The organism is Demequina sp. (genome assembly GCF_016278765.1).
Lineage (GTDB): Bacteria > Actinomycetota > Actinomycetes > Actinomycetales > Demequinaceae > Demequina.
The window spans coordinates 1-16,421 of sequence record NZ_JADQBE010000081.1 but is presented as its reverse complement, the minus strand read 5'-3'; the positions used below and the strand labels follow the sequence as shown (position 1 = coordinate 16,421).

At 67.5% G+C, this 16,421-nt stretch carries 13 protein-coding genes and 1 tRNA gene; 11 read left to right on the top strand and 3 right to left on the bottom strand.

Annotation, left to right across the window (positions count from 1 at the left end):
- Positions 1-34 precede the first annotated feature (34 nt).
- From QZZ29_RS11635 to mtnK, 4 genes are all read left to right on the top strand, one after another.
- Positions 35-1,144, top strand: a complete 1,110-nt coding sequence (locus QZZ29_RS11635) for a substrate-binding domain-containing protein (protein WP_291383462.1) — start codon at positions 35-37, stop codon at positions 1,142-1,144.
- Between the two features lie 97 nt (positions 1,145-1,241).
- Complete coding sequence (locus tag QZZ29_RS11630) at positions 1,242-2,795, top strand: sugar ABC transporter ATP-binding protein (RefSeq protein WP_291383460.1); 1,554 nt, start codon at positions 1,242-1,244, stop codon at positions 2,793-2,795.
- Positions 2,796-3,824, top strand: coding sequence for an ABC transporter permease (locus QZZ29_RS11625; RefSeq protein ID WP_291383458.1), 1,029 nt, complete (start codon positions 2,796-2,798; stop codon positions 3,822-3,824).
- A gap of 24 nt (positions 3,825-3,848) precedes the next feature.
- Positions 3,849-5,078 (top strand): S-methyl-5-thioribose kinase, encoded by a 1,230-nt coding sequence (gene mtnK / locus QZZ29_RS11620; RefSeq protein ID WP_291383456.1) that lies wholly within the window; start codon positions 3,849-3,851, stop codon positions 5,076-5,078.
- A gap of 19 nt (positions 5,079-5,097) precedes the next feature.
- Here mtnK and QZZ29_RS11615 read toward each other — a convergent pair whose 3' ends face one another.
- Positions 5,098-5,364 carry a hypothetical protein gene (locus tag QZZ29_RS11615; RefSeq protein ID WP_291383455.1) on the bottom strand — a complete coding sequence of 89 codons (267 nt, stop codon included), beginning with the start codon at positions 5,362-5,364 and terminating at the stop codon, positions 5,098-5,100.
- A gap of 186 nt (positions 5,365-5,550) precedes the next feature.
- Between QZZ29_RS11615 and QZZ29_RS11610 the strand changes: the two genes are divergently transcribed.
- Together QZZ29_RS11610 and QZZ29_RS11605 are read left to right on the top strand one after the other, a co-directional pair.
- Entirely contained in the window at positions 5,551-7,242 is a 1,692-nt protein-coding gene (locus QZZ29_RS11610; RefSeq protein ID WP_291383454.1) for an AMP-binding protein, read from the top strand.
- A 139-nt stretch (positions 7,243-7,381) separates the two neighbouring features.
- On the top strand, positions 7,382-11,212 hold the full coding sequence (locus QZZ29_RS11605; protein ID WP_291383452.1) for a hypothetical protein: 3,831 nt from the start codon (positions 7,382-7,384) through the stop codon (positions 11,210-11,212).
- Here QZZ29_RS11605 and QZZ29_RS11600 read toward each other — a convergent pair.
- Both QZZ29_RS11600 and QZZ29_RS11595 read right to left on the bottom strand, forming a co-directional pair.
- Positions 11,184-11,444 (bottom strand): FmdB family zinc ribbon protein, encoded by a 261-nt coding sequence (locus QZZ29_RS11600; protein WP_291383450.1) that lies wholly within the window; start codon positions 11,442-11,444, stop codon positions 11,184-11,186. The genes QZZ29_RS11605 and QZZ29_RS11600 overlap by 29 nt on opposite strands.
- Before the next feature lie 9 nt (positions 11,445-11,453).
- Entirely contained in the window at positions 11,454-12,083 is a 630-nt protein-coding gene (locus QZZ29_RS11595) for a 5-formyltetrahydrofolate cyclo-ligase (protein WP_291383449.1), read from the bottom strand.
- Positions 12,084-12,181: 98 nt separating this feature from the next.
- On the opposite strand from QZZ29_RS11595, the gene QZZ29_RS11590 reads away from it, so the two are divergent.
- The 5 genes from QZZ29_RS11590 to QZZ29_RS11570 all read left to right on the top strand — a co-directional run bounded on the left by QZZ29_RS11590 (position 12,182) and on the right by QZZ29_RS11570 (position 16,421).
- Positions 12,182-13,405: a molybdopterin molybdotransferase MoeA gene (locus QZZ29_RS11590; protein ID WP_291383447.1), complete on the top strand. Its 1,224-nt coding sequence runs from the start codon at positions 12,182-12,184 to the stop codon at positions 13,403-13,405.
- Positions 13,402-13,992 (top strand): GNAT family protein, encoded by a 591-nt coding sequence (locus QZZ29_RS11585; protein ID WP_291383445.1) that lies wholly within the window; start codon positions 13,402-13,404, stop codon positions 13,990-13,992. The genes QZZ29_RS11590 and QZZ29_RS11585 overlap by 4 nt, the downstream gene beginning before the upstream one ends.
- Positions 13,993-14,050: 58 nt before the next feature.
- A complete protein-coding gene (locus tag QZZ29_RS11580) occupies positions 14,051-15,070 on the top strand; it encodes a hypothetical protein (RefSeq protein ID WP_291383444.1) in 1,020 nt (339 codons plus the stop codon).
- 151 nt (positions 15,071-15,221) lie between these two features.
- Positions 15,222-16,235 (top strand): FKBP-type peptidyl-prolyl cis-trans isomerase, encoded by a 1,014-nt coding sequence (locus QZZ29_RS11575; RefSeq protein ID WP_291383443.1) that lies wholly within the window; start codon positions 15,222-15,224, stop codon positions 16,233-16,235.
- 110 nt (positions 16,236-16,345) lie between these two features.
- A tRNA-Ala gene (locus QZZ29_RS11570) sits at positions 16,346-16,421 on the top strand.

Sequence of the window (16,421 nt, the reverse complement as noted above, 5' to 3'; positions counted from 1 at the left end):
CTGCACTATCGAGAGGAATACCGTGAGAAACACCATGAGGAATCCAAAGAAACTGGCCGCAGGGATCGCGGGCTTGTCCGTGCTGCTCTTGGCCGGATGCAGTCAGGGCGGGACCGAGACGGCCTCCACCACCCCGGCGGACCAGCCGGTCACGAGCGCCGCCCCTGCGGCGGCCGCGCCGGCACCCTTCGACCAGCCAGGCGTGAAGGTTGCGATCGTTCAGAACAGCGGTGGCGGTGACTACTTCCAGCAGTACCTCAACGGCACCAAGTTGCAGGCCGAAGCCCTCGGCATCGACCTGTCGGTGTACGACGCCCAGGGCGACAACGCCACCCAGGCCACCCAGCTCGACCAGGCCATCGCATCGGGCGTCACAGGGATCATCGTCAGGCACGGATTCCCGGACACGCTGTGCCCGGGTGTGAACAAGGCGATCGAGCAGGGCATCAGCGTCGTCATCTACGACGTCGAGATCCAGGCGTGCGCACCCGACGCCGTCCAGACCCAGCAGTCGGACGCGGTGATGGCAAGCCTCGTTCTCGACCAGATGGCCGCCGACATCGGCACGGGACAGGATGTGGGTTATGTGAACGTCCTCGGCATCGCCCCGCTTGACCGCCGTGACGTCGTGTGGAACGAGTATGTGGAGAAGAATGACTGGAACCAGTTGTTCTTCACTGGCACCTACACGAACTCGACGGCGACCGACACTGCGGCGATGGTCAACAACGCACTCCGGGCCAACCCCGACGTCATCGCTGTCTACGCGCCCTACGACGAGCTCACCAAGGGCACGCTATCGGCGCTCGAGCAGAGCACCGAGCTCAAGGGCAAGGTCAAGGTCTATGGTGCCGACATCTCCACGGCTGACATCGAACTCATGACAGCGGATGGCAGCCCTTGGATGGCTACCGGAGCGACCGACCCCAACGCGATCGGCGCCGCAGTGATGCGGACGCTCGCGCTGAACATGGCTGGTGAGATCACGAAGGGCACCAAGGCCGAGTTCCCGCCGATCCTGATCACTCAGGACTTCCTGCGGAGCAAGAACATCAAGAACATGGTCGACTTGAGGGCCGCAGAACCTGCGCTCAACATTGCCGACATCATGTCTGCCGACTGGATCCCCGCCGTCACGTTCTGACGGCACGGCCCATAGGACGACGTCCGGGGTGGTGGCGAGGGTCTCGCCACCACCCCGACCCCGGAACTACGTGTGAGGAGTGAGGGAATTGCAGCACATGGACTCCCCTGAGGAGAAGGAAGTCGTCGCCTCGGGAGCCAACGATTCTGAGCCCATACTGGAGCTCGACGACATCACGATGTCGTTCGGCTCCAACCAGGTGCTCAAGGGCGTCACCCTGCAGTTGCGACCCGGCCGAGTGACCGCGCTGTTGGGAGCAAACGGCGCAGGGAAGTCCACTCTCATCAAGATTCTGTCCGGCGTGTACGCCGACCACGGCGGTCTCATCCGGATCGGCGGGCTACCAGTCGTCATGGATACCCCGCTGGCGGCGGCGCGACAAGGGATCCAGACGGTGCACCAGCGCATCGACGAGACGATTGTCCCCGGCCTGACGGTCGCGGAGAATTTGGTGTTCGAGGAGATCGTGCGCGGGGAGATCGCCCCGGTCCGCTCGCTCAAGCGCCTGCTCCCGCGCGCCAGGGAGATCGCTGCGACGCTCGACCTCGGATGGTCGGACGCCGTGCTCACCAAAGACGTCTTCGAGTTGGGAAACGCGGATAGTCAGATGCTCCTGCTGGCCCGCGCCCTGAGCCAACGACCCAAGGTGCTCGTGCTCGACGAGCCCACTTCCACGCTGTCCACGACCGAGGTCGAGCGGTTGTTCGCACTGGTGCGACGGCTCTGCTCAGAAGGCGTGGCGATCCTTTACGTGACCCACCGCCTGAGCGAGGTACACGAGATAGCCCACGACCTCGTGGTGCTCCGTGACGGCCAGGTGCAGAGTCGACAGCAGGCACCGTTCGACATGCCCGAGGCGGTGCGGTCGATGCTGGGTGAATCGACCCTGGACGAGGTCAGCCATCTTGTCGAGCAACGCGGCACCCAGGTAGCCCTCCACCTTGAGAACGTCCAGCTGCTGCGCCGCTCCGAGCCGATTGACCTCGACCTGCGCTACGGAGAGGTCACCGGCATCATTGGGCTCATCGGTGCAGGAAAGTCGGAACTTGCCCGTGGCATCTTTGGGGCGGAGCACTGGCGGCAAGGCAGCATGAGCCTCGACGGAGAGGCCTTCACCCCTCACCACACGAAGGAAGCCGTCCGACGGCGGATCTACATGGTCCCCGAGGACAGGACAGCCGGAGCGATGCTGCCGGGCTGGTCAATCGCCTGGACAAAGTCATTGCCGTTTCTTAGCGGCGTAAGCCGCTCGGGGATCCTGAACTTCAAGCGTGAGCGCGCCTCCGGAGACATGCTCCTCAGCGAGTTCGGTGTCGTGTCCACAGGCCCCGACCAGGTCGTGGATGCGCTGTCCGGCGGCAACCAGCAGAAGGTCGTCGTGGGGCGGTGGATGCAGTCAGGGCCGCGCGTGTTGCTTCTCGACGAGCCGTTCAGGGGAGTCGACATCGGTGCTCGTGGGGACATCGCCCGGCGGGCCCGCAACCAGGCCGGCGACGGGGCCTGCGTCGTCGTCTTTACCAGCGACGTCGAGGAGATCCGCGAGATCGCCGACAGGATCATCGTCTTGGTCGAGGGCGAGATTCGCCTCGATTCGTACACCACAGCGATCGACAATGACGCGATCGTGACAAGCATGTCGGAGGTAAACTAAGTGCCTGAAACACCCAGCGCCCTAGGTATCAGGGCCCGCATCCAGGACGCGGTCGTCAAGTACGGCTTCATCGCGATCACCGTGATCCTGTTCCTGTACTTCTCACTCACCGAGCCAGCGTTCGCGACATCGCCGTCGCTGTTCCTCCTGCTGAAGTTCGCCTCGGTCACAGCGATCCTCGGGCTCGGGGTGACCTTCACCATGGTGGTCGGCGGTCTCGACCTGTCGATCGGCGCCACGGCAGGCCTCACCGTCCAACTTGCCGCGATGACGATGGTGTTTTACAACCTCACTGGCACGACGGCGGTGGTGGTCGCGCTGATCGGAGGCGTCGCCGTCGGTCTGATGAATGCGTTCCTGATCGTGGTCGCCAAGATTCCAGACCTCCTGGCCACTTTGGGCATGATGTTCGTGATCATGGGAGCCAAGCTCATCCCTGTCAGCGGCCAGTCGGTTTCGAGCGGCATGGTGTTGCGTGATGGTTCTGTGGCTCCAGGTAGCTTCACCCCGGAGTTCCTCAAGATCGACCGCGGGTTCCTTGGCCCTGTCCCTCTGCCGGTGGTCATCATGCTGGTCCTCGTGGTCGCGTCCTGGTTCTTCCTGAGCCGCACCACGTGGGGTCGGCTCATGTATGCGATCGGTGCAAACCCGGAGGCGGCACGGCTGTCCGGCGTGCGCGTCGGCATTTACCACGGCCTGGCCTACGTGATCTCGGGCCTGTTCGCGTCGATCGCGGGCCTGATCCTCGTCTCGCGTATCGGTCAGGGCGACGTCAACGCAGGGGCATCTAGCCTGCTTGAGGCGGTCGCAGTCGCCCTGGTGGGAACCTCGGTTCTCGGCCTCGCCAAGCCGAACGCCTGGGGCACGTTCCTGGGGGCGTTGCTGATCGGAATCGTCCTGACGGGTCTCACGATGAAGGGCTTCCAATACTATCACCAGGACACTGCGAAGGGCCTGGTATTGATTGTCGCGCTGCTCTTCTCCTTCACGATTTCTCGCCGCAAGGTTCGCTACTCACCGGCCACCTGAGCCGGGCACGTAAGGGGTGTTTTCATGACTGCCGACTACGAGTTTCTGACTGTCGACACGGTCGCCGACTACGTGCGTTCCGTACCGCGACTCGCGCAACGAATCGACCCAGACGCCCTGGTGTCTGTGAGCGAGATCGGTGATGGGAACCTGAACTTGGTGTTCCTATTAGGTGACGCCACGGGTCGAGGCCTTGTGCTGAAACAGGCTCTGCCGTACGTTCGCATGACCGGTGAGGGCTGGCCGATGACGCCCGAGCGTGCGCGCTTTGAGGTCGACTCACTGCGCGCGCATCACGCATTGCTACCTGAGCATGTGGTGGAGGTTTTCGACTACGACCCCGAACGCTTCATCATCGCAATGGAGGATCTCAGCGACCACTCGGTGTGGCGGGGTGCTCTGAACGAAGGCCTCATCCACGACGGCGCAGCAGCGGCGATGGGCAGGTACGTGGGGGCGGTCGCGTTCGGCACCTCGGCGCTGGCGCTTGAGCGCAAGGAACTTGCTAAGGCGGTGGCCGCGGCTGTCAACCCGGAATTGTGCCTTATCACCGAGGACCTTGTCTTCTCCGAGCCGAGCGTGGACGCCGGGCGCAACAGCGTGATTGAGCAAAACAAGAAGGATGCCGCCGACCTCGCGGCAGACGAGGATTTCGTGACCGCGATGGGTCGCGCCAAGTGGCTATTCATGACCAAGGGCGAGGCGCTCATCCACGGGGATCTCCACACCGGCTCAGTCATGGTGCGAAGCCCCGAAGGCAGCACTGCGTGCGACAGCGTCAAGGCCTTCGACTCCGAGTTCGCGTTCTACGGGCCCGTGGCTTACGACATCGGCTGCCTGTGGGCCAATTACGTGATTGCGGCCGCGCGCGCGTTCGCCCTCGGTGACGAGCCCCGCGCCGAGTGGGCGCTCGGGATGATTCAGCAGACGTGGGACGGGTTCGAGGAGGAGTTCCGCGCCCGCTGGTCGGACCGGCGTGATCCTCGGGTGTGGCGCGGGCCGTTCCTGGAGCACTTACTCGCCGACTGGAACGAGGAGAGCCGATTGTTCGCGGCGGCAGAGTTGGCCCGGCGCACTGTGGGCGCGGCCAAAACGAAGGACATCGAGACGCTGCCGGAGTCTATCCGGGAGGGCGCCGCACGCGGAGTCTTACTCGCCGCACGCAGGTTCGTCCGGGTTCCGGACGCTGCCGGTGCCCCGCACGACCTCGCCGTCCTCGCTGCAGACACGTTGCGCGAGTCCCGGACGTCTTGAACACGGGAGCCAACGATGCTCAAGACGAACGCCCCCACAGGTGGTCGGGGCGTTGCTTGTTGCCCGCGCGGCGATGGGTCATGCCTCCCACCTGCGTCACGTCATACGGTCCGGCCAGCCCGACGAAACGGTCGGTAGCGACCGGAGGATCCGCGCAGCCGGAGGTGAAGGATCCCGGCGTCAACGCGACGACAGCGGCGAGTTGGGCACCTGCCGAGTGTCCGACGACGATGACTTCGCCAGCACCCATACCCGCGCGTGGGGTGCGGGCGACTGCGTCCGCCACGCCGGAATCCTTGTGCGAGACCTTGAGACCCCAGGTCCCTGCCTACGCAACCGTAAGTCTCGCGTAGACTGGTCAGAGGCCCCTCACGTGAAAGCGCATGCCAGGGGGCGGGCGCGGCGGACTCCCTGGACAACACCGGCGTTGTCCCCACGCAGACGCGCACGTTACCGGGATCGGTGGAACATCATGAAGGACCTCAACTTGCTGTGGGATGCGGCTCGCCAGGCCACGGTGCCCCGCGAAGTCGATGTTCCCCACGAGACGCTCGAAGTGGCTCTCGAACGCGCCGCGGCCGCCTGGCCGGACCGCGTCGCGGTCGACTTCCTCGGCGCAGAGACCACGTATGCGGAGTTGGCGCGGCAGGCGTCCGTCGCGGCCGCGGTCTTGCGCGATCGCGGCGTCCGCAGGGGCGACCGCGTGGCAATCGCGCTTCCCAACTGCACCACGCACACCGCGCTGTTCTACGCGGTGCTACGCCTGGGCGCGATCGTGGTGAGTATCAACCCCACCCTGACTCCGAGTGGCATTCGGCACCAGATGGCCGACTCAGGGGCCGTGATCCTGATTGCCTGGGAGAAGACCCTCGAGCGGCTCGAACCGCGCACGGGAGACGAGCCCTTCGCTGCGATCCCGGTCGACATTGCCGCAGATCTGCCGCCCGTGAAGCGCCTGGCCCTGCGACTGCCGCTGCCGAGTGTCCGCCGCAAGGCCGCCGCACTGCAATCCACGGCCTTTCCCGGAGTGCAGCGGTGGCATCAGCTTCAAGGCGCGGCGTCGACACTCGACCCTGAGGTCGAGCGGGCGCAGCCCGAAGACGTCGCCCTGTTCCAATACACGGGGGGGACCACCGGCACGCCCAAGGCCGCCATGCTGACGCACCGCAACATTGTCGCCAACGGCGTGCAGAGTACCGCGTGGACGGGCGCGCCGCTTGGCTCCGAGGTGATCTTCGGCATCCTTCCGTACTTCCACGCGTTCGGAATGATGCTGTCCCTCGTGTATGCCGTGCGCATCGGCGCCACCGTGGCGACGTTCCCACAGTTCGACCCCGACGAGTTTCTGAAGACGCAGAAGCGACGTCCGGGCACGTTCCTCCCTGCGGTCCCTCCGATGCTCGATCGGATCGCCGATGCGGCCGAGAAGTCCGGGGCCGACCTGACCTCCTTCGCGGTCTCCCTGTCGGGTTCAATGGCTCTTCCCACGGCGACGGCCGAGCGTTGGGAGCGGCTGACGGGGGGCCTCGTCATCGAGGGTTACGGCCTGACGGAGACGTCTCCCGTGGCCGTCGGCAACCCTCTCTCGCCTGCCAGGCGTCCCGGCACGCTCGGGATCCCGTACCCCAGCACTGAGGTGAGGGTGGTGGATCCGGAAGACCCGACCGCGGAGGTGCCGTTTGGGGCCTCCGGCGAGTTGCTCATTCGTGGGCCGCAAGTTTTCTCTGGGTATTGGAACCTGCCAGAGGAGACCGCTTCCCAGCTGCTGCCTGGCGGGTGGCTGCGCACCGGTGATGTGGTGCAGATGAGCGACGACGGCTTCATCGTGCTCGTCGACCGCATCAAGGAACTGATCGTCATCGGCGGATACAAGGTGTACCCGTCTCAGGTGGAGGAGCACTTGCGTCGGATGCCTGGCGTGAAGGATGTCGCCGTGGTCGGCGTCCCCGGTGGCGACCTGGGAGAGAAGGTTGTCGCGGCCATCGTGATGGAGGCAGACCACCACGCCGTCGGCTTGGACGCGGTGCGCGAATGGTGCAGCGAAAGGTTCGCAAAATATGCGCTACCCCGTGGTGTGGTGATCCTTCCTGACCTTCCCCGTTCGCAGATCGGTAAGGTCTTGAGGCGCGCCGTCAGGCTTGATTTGATGACCCCGACGCCTTAGCTTGACGTCCATGGCAGGCGAGTATCACAATTCCTCCAACGATGCGCGTCGGCTGTACAAGTCGGCGCGCATTGTCGCGTGATCGGCGGGTGCGGCGTGGCAGCCGCTCGGCGGGTTGCGGCATCGTTACCGTGGGTTCGTGGTGGACTACATCTCGCGGGGGCTTGTCGCCGACGCGCTAAGCCAGTGGCGGGCGCATCTGAGTTCACGCTCGACGATTTCACCGCTACGCAATCTCGCCGCGACGCAGTCCGCCATCATCGAACTCGAGCACGCGCACCCGTCCGGCCTTGCGCAACTCTTCGCCGGTCGCGCGACATTGCTTTCCACGCTCGTCCAGGACCGCGAGGAGTACGCGGCAGCCTCTCTGCGCGGGAGGTTGATTCTCGAGGAAGCCGCCGCGGTCGCCGCGACCACCGGCATGTGGACCGCCGCGCTCGTGGTGGGCACCGTGTCGTGGGAGGGCTCCGACATGCCTCTCCTGCTGCGGCCGATCTCGCTCGATGTGGCGCGCCACGACGACGTCGTCATCACCCTCAGGCACGAGGCCTTCCTCAACCCAGTTTTCGCCGCGATTCTCCGCGATCGCGGCGGGCCCGCCGATCTCGCGTCCCGAGTAGCCGCGACTCTTGAGGGCAAAGAGTTTGACCCGCGACCGCTGTGGGCCGAGGTGCGCGACCAGGCACACCTGTTCGACAACTTGGAGGTGGGCGAGCGGCTCCTGATCGGGGCCTTCGACGACCCCGAACAGCGGCTCCTGGACGACCTCGATGACCTCGACCCCGTCATCGGCATCTCCGACGTGGTGGCCGCGATCGCGGGCGATGAAGACGCGCGGGCCACGTTGGCGGAGCCGTTGCCGCAGTGGTCCACCACCGAGCGCGATCCGTTCTCTGAGCGCGGCATGGGAGACCTCGACGACTCTTCCTTTGCTGTGCTCGACATGGTGGCTCTCGGTCGTTCCGTCGCCGTCGATGCCCCGCCAGGATCGGACGCCACCGCCGTGGTCGCCGCGATTGCGGCCGACGCCGCCGCGTCGGGGCGCACCGCGCTCGTGGTGGGCGGCTCCGACGATGCGCTCGCTTCGGTCGACGCCCTGCTGGCATCGTCCGGGGCGGGAGACATCGCCCTCACGGGAGTGGTTCCCGCGTGGAACGCCGAGTCGCGTTCGCGGTTGCTCGCGTCGCTCACGCTCGACAGCCCGGAAGTCGACGAATCTCAGCTCCGTGTGCTCGGCGAGGAGCTGCTGCACGCTCGGTCGGACGCCGCGGCCCGGTACGACGCCTTGCACCGTCCGCATCGTCCGTGGGGTGTGAGCGCGTTCGAGACGGTGCAGGCCATCGTGCGGCTCACGGGTCAGGAGCCGCAACCCGGCGCCACGATCCGCCTCGGGACGGATGCCGCCGCCGCCGTCGCGGAACATGGTTTGGGTCACGTGGCCGCCGCCATCGCAGAGCGGATGCATGGCGAGGCGCAGTGGCCGGACGCCCCGGAAGGTGATGCGGACGTTCAGGTTGTCCCGTGGTGGCATCGCATTGCCACGTCGAACGAGCATGGCGCCGAATTGGACGAGGCGCTCGCGACGACCCTGCGCATGATGCCGGGCCTGCGGTCCGACGCTCAGGCGGCGGCGCGCGACGCGGGCGTGGACGAGGCACAGACCCTGGGCGTGTGGCGCGAACAGGTGAAGCTCTTCAGCGACGTGCAGGTCACGCTCGACAACTTCGCGCCCGCCGTGTATCACCGGTCGCTGTCCGACCTGGTGACCGCCACGGCGCCCCGCGATGGGGACGAGGACCCCGAGATGTCGCGACGGGTGCGGCGGGCGCTGTCCAGGCGTGCCGCAGAGCTGCTGCGGCCCGGTCGCGGCACCTCCGGATTGCATGCCCGATTGGTAGCCGCTGCGGCCGAAGCGGACATGTGGCGCGCACATTGCTCCTCGGGAGGTTGGCCCGTGGTGCCGGATGGCTACGCGGAGTACGCGACCCGACTGGCGCGCCTCGAGGGCGCGTGGGCGATCCTCGCACCCGTATTGGCAGACGCGTCCGGAATCGACGAGCCAGCCGACACCGAGTGGGGCGAACTTGCCGCTGCGCTCGCCGACCTCGCTGACGGCGTCCCGGGTGGCATTGACCGGGCCCCCGCGCGGCCCGCGTCGATGGATCTTGAGGCACCCGGGTTCGCGCCGCTGCTGGAGGACTTGGAATCGCGTCACGCCTCTCCCGAACAGATCCGTGTGGATCTCGAGTTCTCGTGGTGGGCGGCGGCGTTCGACGGGATCGTCGAGGAGGATCCCAAGTTGATCGAAGCGGGCGCGCTCGGTGCCGCCGTGAATCGGTACCTCGAGTTGGACGCCCAGTTTGCCGAGCTGCGGGTGGGGCCTCTCATGCGCGCCGTCGCGGAGCATCGCCGCCAAGCCATTGTTCGCCACCCGTCCGACGCTCGCGACTTGTTCGCGACGCTGATGGAGGGTTCCGAAGTTTCCATGCGCGACGTACGGCGCGACTTCGGCTCTGTAGTCGCGGCCCTGCGGCCGGTGGTGCTCGCGCGTGCCGAACAGGTCTCTCACCTCCTGCCTCCCACCCGCTGCGTCGACGTGGCCGTGGTGTTGGGGGCGGAGTCGCTGGCCACCGCGCAACTCATTCCGGCGCTGGCGCGCGCCACGCAGGTAGTGGTGGTCGCGGACGCACGCAGCGCTACGCGGTCCGCGGTCGCGGACCTTGCTCACTTGCTTCCTGATGTTGCTTTGCGCGCCCTGCCGCAGGCGAGGGACCCCCGCGTCACGTCCGTGTTGGCGTCGGTGGGCTACGACAGGGCTGTCGCGGCCATCCCCGCGCCAGGGGAGCCCGGGGGCGAGGGCGGCCTGGTCGTGACTGTCGTCGACGCCGTGGCGCAGCCCGTCGCAGGCCGCACCACGGTCGAGTCCACGCGGGCGGAGGTGGCTGCGGTGGTCGAGACGGTGATGCGCGCATCGGCCACCGTGCCGCGCCGCAGCCTCGTGGTTGTCGCGGGCAACGACTTGCACGCCGCTCGGGTCGCCGACGCCCTCCTGGAACGCGACGAGGCGGTCGCGGCACGGGTGCCGGTGGTCGTGTGCGGCGAGTCCGCGGGTCTGACCGCGGATGAGGTGGTGCTGAGCCTTGGATACGCCCGCGATCATCGCGGGGTGTTGCCCGCCGACTTAGGCATTCTCACCACGGACCACGGCGCCGCGGCGTTGGCGCAAGCACTGGTCGCCGGCGGTTCCCGGGTGACAGTATTCACCGCGCTCGCGCCGCACCACCTGACCCACGTGGCCAGCAACTGCGAGAACGCCGCCGGGGTCATGGCGTTGGCCGAGTTGGTGGAGGCCGTTGACAAGCCTCCGGTGCCCTCCGAGAGGTCGGCGCCCGGCCCGTCCGACTGGTTGCTCGCCGATGTGGCGCGCCTGTTGCGTGCCGAGGGCCTGGCGGTTCGCTTGCGATACGGAGTGGGCGGTCAAGCCATTCCCATGGTGGTGGGTGACACGCGAGACCGCGGATACAGCGTCGCCGTGGTCACGGACGAACCGCCGTCCGGGCCGCGTGGCTCCGTGCGCGATCGCCTGCGCTGGCAGCATCGGCACCTCGAAGTTCTCGGCTGGAGGGTCGTGCCTTTGTGGACGATCGACGTGTTCATGGACCCGGTCGCCGCGGCCGCACAGGTGAAGCGAGCGCTGAGGAGCGAGGACGCGGCTGAGGCCATCGAAGACGAACCCGTCGACGACGCCGACGAGGACGAGGCAGACGCCGACGAGGACGAGGCAGACGCCGACGACGCCGACAAGCCCGACGCCGACGAGCCCGCGCCGGTAGCCGCACCGACTCGCAAGGGCTCGGACCGACCGCTCATCCCCACCCGCGCATGGGAGGACGAGGACGCCGCGTGGGGCGACGGCGGTTCCGCCAGCCGCGACGATGAGATTAAGCGGGATCGGCCGCCGCACTGGTAGCGGGCTTGGCCTCGGTCTTCGCCTTGGCGGCGCTGGGCGCGCCTGCGGGGGCCGTCGCGCGCGAGTCCGTGCGATAGAACCCGGATCCCTTGAAGGTGACACCCGCGGCAGAGATGACGCGACGGAGGGCGCCCCCACACACGGGACACGTGGTCAGCGCGTCGTGATGAATCGACTGGATCGACTCGAAGCGGTGTCCGCACGCGCTGCAAGCATACGAGTAGGTCGGCATGTGACGATTTTACGCGTGGATTCGTGCCACTGATGACGGGGTGACCACGATGGTCACGGGTACGTCGTGCCATTCGCGTGGCAAAGCGCGCACGTCCGCGTCGTGGAACTCGTCGTCAAACACCAGCGCGACGATGGGCACACCCGGCCGTGTGTCCGCCAGCGCCCGGTCGTACCAGCCCGCTCCTTGGCCAAGGCGAGTTCCTCGCGTGTCGACACCCAGTGCGGGCACCACTATCAGATCAGCATCGGCGAGGCGGTCCGAAGGCAGAAAGTCTCCCGACGGTTCGGGCGGCCTGCCCGGCGCCCTTTCCGAAATATCGTCGGCGCTGGTGAAGACGCCCCAGCCGCGCACAAGGCCGTCCCCCAAGCGGGGCATCAGCACCTCGATGCCGCGGTCGTGAAGCGCCTGGATGAGCGGGAGCGTTCCGGGCTCATGGGCGCGCGAGGCGTACACCGACACACATCGGATCCCGTCCACCTCGGGCAGCGTGAGCACCTGGTCGCGGAAGGACTCGGCGCTTTCGCTCATGCGTCGCTCGCCGCGCTGGAGTCGCGTACGGCGCACCGCACTTCGCCAGGCGGACTTGGCTTCGGCTGGGGGCATGGTGCGCGGATCAATGTGGGACAACGGGGTCATGACCCCATTGTGTCAAACCCTGGCGAACTGCGTGGGATGAGCCGGTTCGCGATAGTGGGCCCTGGTTGCATGGTGTCGGCGCCGCACAGGACAATGCCATGGTGACCTCGTGCAGCCTCGAAGAGCATCGTGCCGATGTTCTTGCCCTGCTCGCCCCCCTTTCTCCCTTGGATCTGACGCTTGCCGACGCTTTGGGGTGTGTCGCTGTTGCCGATCTGGTTGCCCGTACGGCAGTTCCGGCCCTGGGAATCGCCGCGACGGATGGTTTTGCCGTGAGGTCGTCCGACACGCGGGGGGCGCGGATGCGTCCGGTGACCCTGCCGGTGACTCACGACGTGCTCCCTGGGAACGGCCCTACCCGCCTCATGCCCTTCACCGCCGCCAGGATTGCGCGTGGAGGCGCGCTCCCGCATGGAGCCGATGCCGTCGTGGCCCGCCCTACGACGGCCGCAGTGTCGCTGTTTCTTGATGCGGAGGTCGCAGTCGGCGAGGGAGTGGTCGACGAGGGCGGCCATTGGGGGGTTGGAGACGTGGTCGTGGCGGCCGGAACCCGGCTCGGCGCGGGTCACGTCGCGTCGATGGCGGCCTGCGGGTACGCCACGGTGAGGGTCCGTCCCGCGCCGCGGGTGGCGGTGGTGGCCGTGGGCTCCGAACTTCGGGGCCACATTGCAGCCGTGCACCCTTCGCTCGCTCCGCCCGAGCCCACCGTGGACGCCTCGGGCCCGCTGCTCGCGGCGATGCTCACATCCGCAGGGGCGCGTGTGGTGCGCACGCTCGCCGTGCCGGACGACGGCCCGTTGCTGCGCCAGGCCATTGACGATGCGGCTCTTCAGGCGGACCTTGTCATCACCCTCGGAGGCGTTTCCGACGATTGGCACGACGTGGTGGGACCCGTGCTGACCCGCGCCTATGGCGGAGAACTTCGCCGCGTGAGGCTGATGCCGGGCGATCGGCAGGGACTCGGCACGGTCGATTCCAGGGACACGGCGCCCGTCGCGCTCCTGGCCCTGCCAGGAGATCCGGTCGACGTCGCCGCCGCGTTCGCCGGCTACGGCATCGACGCCATCATGCGCATGCGGGGGCTTGGCGTGGTGCGGCCGACGGCCACGGTCCAGCAGGGATGGCAGGCTCCCTTCGGCTTCGCTCAGGTGGTGCCGGTGCGCCGCGGGGAGGGCACCAGGGATCGCGTGGAACCGGTGGGGGACCCGGCGCGCCCGCTGTTGCGCGACATCGCGGCCGCCGACGGTGTGGCGCTTGTCGCGGAGGACACCACTGAGGTGAAGAAGGGTGACGCACTCCCCATCCTGTGGTGGCAGCGATGAGACCGGTCGCGCCTCGCCTGGAGCGCGATGGGGTGCGACTCAGGCTGCTCCGGCCGGGCGACGAGCGCGAGTGGTTGTCCTTGCGTGAACGCAATCGGGAGTGGTTGCGACCGTGGGAGGCGTCGCCGCCGCCGGGCACCCACGAGGCCACCATGTCGTTCCGCACCTACGTGCGCCGCGAACGCGCGTCGTGGCGGGCGCGCCGCACCTACCCCATGGTGATTGAGCGGGACGGCGAGCTGGTGGGTCGCGCCTCGCTGGGTCGCGTCGAATGGGGTGCGGAACGCGGCGGGACGCTGGGCTATTGGGTGTCGAATCACGTGGCGGGTCAAGGCATTGCGCCCGCCGCCGTGGCGCTGCTGTGCGAGCACGCGTTCGCGGAGGGCCTGCATCGGATCGAGATCGCGATTCGCCCGGAAAACACCGCGTCCCTGGCGGTGGTGCGCAAGCTCGAACTGCGCGAGGAGGGCATGCGCGCGTCGTATTTGTTTATCGATGGAGCGTGGCGTGACCATCGCATTTTCGCGGTGACGGCGAGCGAGAAGCGCACCGGAACGTGGTGGGCCGGCGCGATCGACCATTCCTGACACTGACACGCCGCGCTAGGTCCCTGAGTCGTGCCCGACCCGGCCGTACCGTCGTGTCATGCCTCCTGCAGGACTTCTCGCGATCGTCGCCGTAGGACTGGTGCTTGCCTACGTCCTGCCCCAGCGGATCCGCGAACGCAGCGACTATGCGTTGGTGCGTACCGAGGATCGCTACTCCGCTGACATGCGCGTGGTGCGGGCCACCGCGGCGCGTGTGGCTCCGGTCGATGCCGCGAGTGCTTCGACCGACGTTCCGTTGCTGGTCACGGGTGCGGCTCGCGTCCGTGTCGCCCAGTTGGGCCAGGCTCGTATGTCGCGCCCCAGCAGTCCGCTTGATCGCGCGGCCGCTCACGCGCAACGCGAAAGCCTTCACCTGCGCCGTGACCGGCTGGGCTCCATGGCGCAGCGAGCGGCTCGTGCACGCAGGCGCGCGCTGTTTTCTGCCGTTGCCACCGTGGTCACCGTGGTCGCATGGATGCTCGCGTCCACCACGGGAACGCCGTCGTGGATCGCAGGTCTTGCGACCGGCGCCATGGTGACGGTGGTTGGTGCCTCCGTGCGTGCCGGAGCTGCAGAGCGCAAGGCACTGGCGGAGATTCGTGCGGTGGACCGCGAGGTGCAGGCGGCGGCCACGGCGATGCGAGCCCTCAGGGTGGTGTCTGCCGCCCGTGCCAATGGCCAGCAAGCGCAGCCCAGCGAGGTCGCCACGCAGGCGATCCGCATCATCACCGCGACCGACTTGGCGCCGCTCAAGGCCCCGGCCATCGCCCGACCGCGCGTGGCGCAGGCCCTCGATGAGGCGTCGGCTCGCGATGCGGCGCCGGCCTCACCCGATGCCGACACCCCCGCTGGCGCGGCGTGGAAGCCCAAGACCATGCCGGTCCCCGCCTACGCGCTCAAGGCGTCGGTGCCTCAGCACACCGCCCGCCACATGTCGCAGGACGACTACGCGGCGTCGTCGCATGCGGCACACCAGGCGGCACGGTCGGACGCCGCCACGGATCACGCCAGTGACGATGCCCCGCGCACGGGCGCACTCGACGCGATCCTCGCGAAGCGTCGGCAGGCAAGCGCCTAACGCGCGCGAGCACGCCACGGTCAGTGGTCATCTCGTGCGGGGGACCGTCAGGGCCGCGAATAATCCTCTGAGTTCGCTGAGAATGGGAACCTTGCGTCCCGTCCAGCGTTGGTTCAGGAGTACCGACGCCACACGGCGGGAGGCGCGGAGCATGCGCCTCTCCGTGGGACACTGGGGCGTCATCGAACCGCTGGGAGTTTTGCACGTGAAGCACCGTCTTGCCCTTTCCGCCGCCCTTGCCGCGGCAGCCCTGTCACTCGCGGCTTGCGCGCCGGCCGACAACGCCGACGGTTCGTCGAGTGCGTCGGCTGGCGCCACGGCGCAGCCCACCGCGGACGCGGTCGCGGCCGTCGAACCTGATGCCGCACTTGAGGCGATGAAGTGGATTGACAACGGAGACGGTGTCGCCCCCGATCTTGAGGCCACCACGCCGATCAACTTCACGGTGTCCGGCGCGCGGCTGATCTCCGACGGTGACGGCGACCCGATCGAGTCGGGTCAGCTGCTGGCGCTCGACTACGTCATCAAGTTGGGAACCGACGGCTCCACGCTGTACTCGACCTACGACAACGGCAGCGCCGAACAGGTGCAGTTGATCACGGGCCAAGTGGACCCCGCGATCGAGGCCGTGTTGAAGGGCGCTCACGTGGGCACCGACTTCCTGTACGCGGTGCCGGATCGGGGCCAGGGAGCCAACATCATGCTGGTGACGGTTTCCGGTGTCAGCGACGTTCTGGACCGGGCCGAAGGTACTGCCGTGGCCCCGGTGGACGGACTTCCCAAGGTCACCCTTGACGCCGACGGCGCTCCGTCGGTGACGTACCCGACCACCACTAAGCCGGAGGGCCTTATCGCTCAGGACCTCATCGAGGGCGACGGCCCCGTGGTCAAGGACGGCCAGAGCGTGACCGTGCACTACTCCGGCTGGGTGTGGAACGGCGACAAGTTCGACTCGTCGTGGGATCGCGAGGCGCCGTCGACCTTCACGCTGACGTTCGGCGGCCTCATCGAGGGCTGGGTCCAGGGACTCGTTGGCAAGACCGTGGGCAGCCAGGTGCTGCTGGTCATCCCGCCGGAGCTTGGTTACGGCGATGCCGGCTCGGGCGACACGATTCCCGGCGGCGCGACGCTGGTGTTCGTGGTCGACATTCTGGCCGCCAACTAGCGGTCGTTGGGCGTCGGTGGCCTGCGGGTCGCCGACGCCGCTGCGGCCGGTTTCGTTCTTGGGCGGCCGCGGCGAAGTGGTAGTCTGATCGTCGCTCCGCGAGGGGCGAAGGGGCTGTGGCGCAGTTGGTAGCGCGTCTCGTTCGCAATGAGAAGGTCAGGGGTTCGATTCCCCTCAGCTCCACCA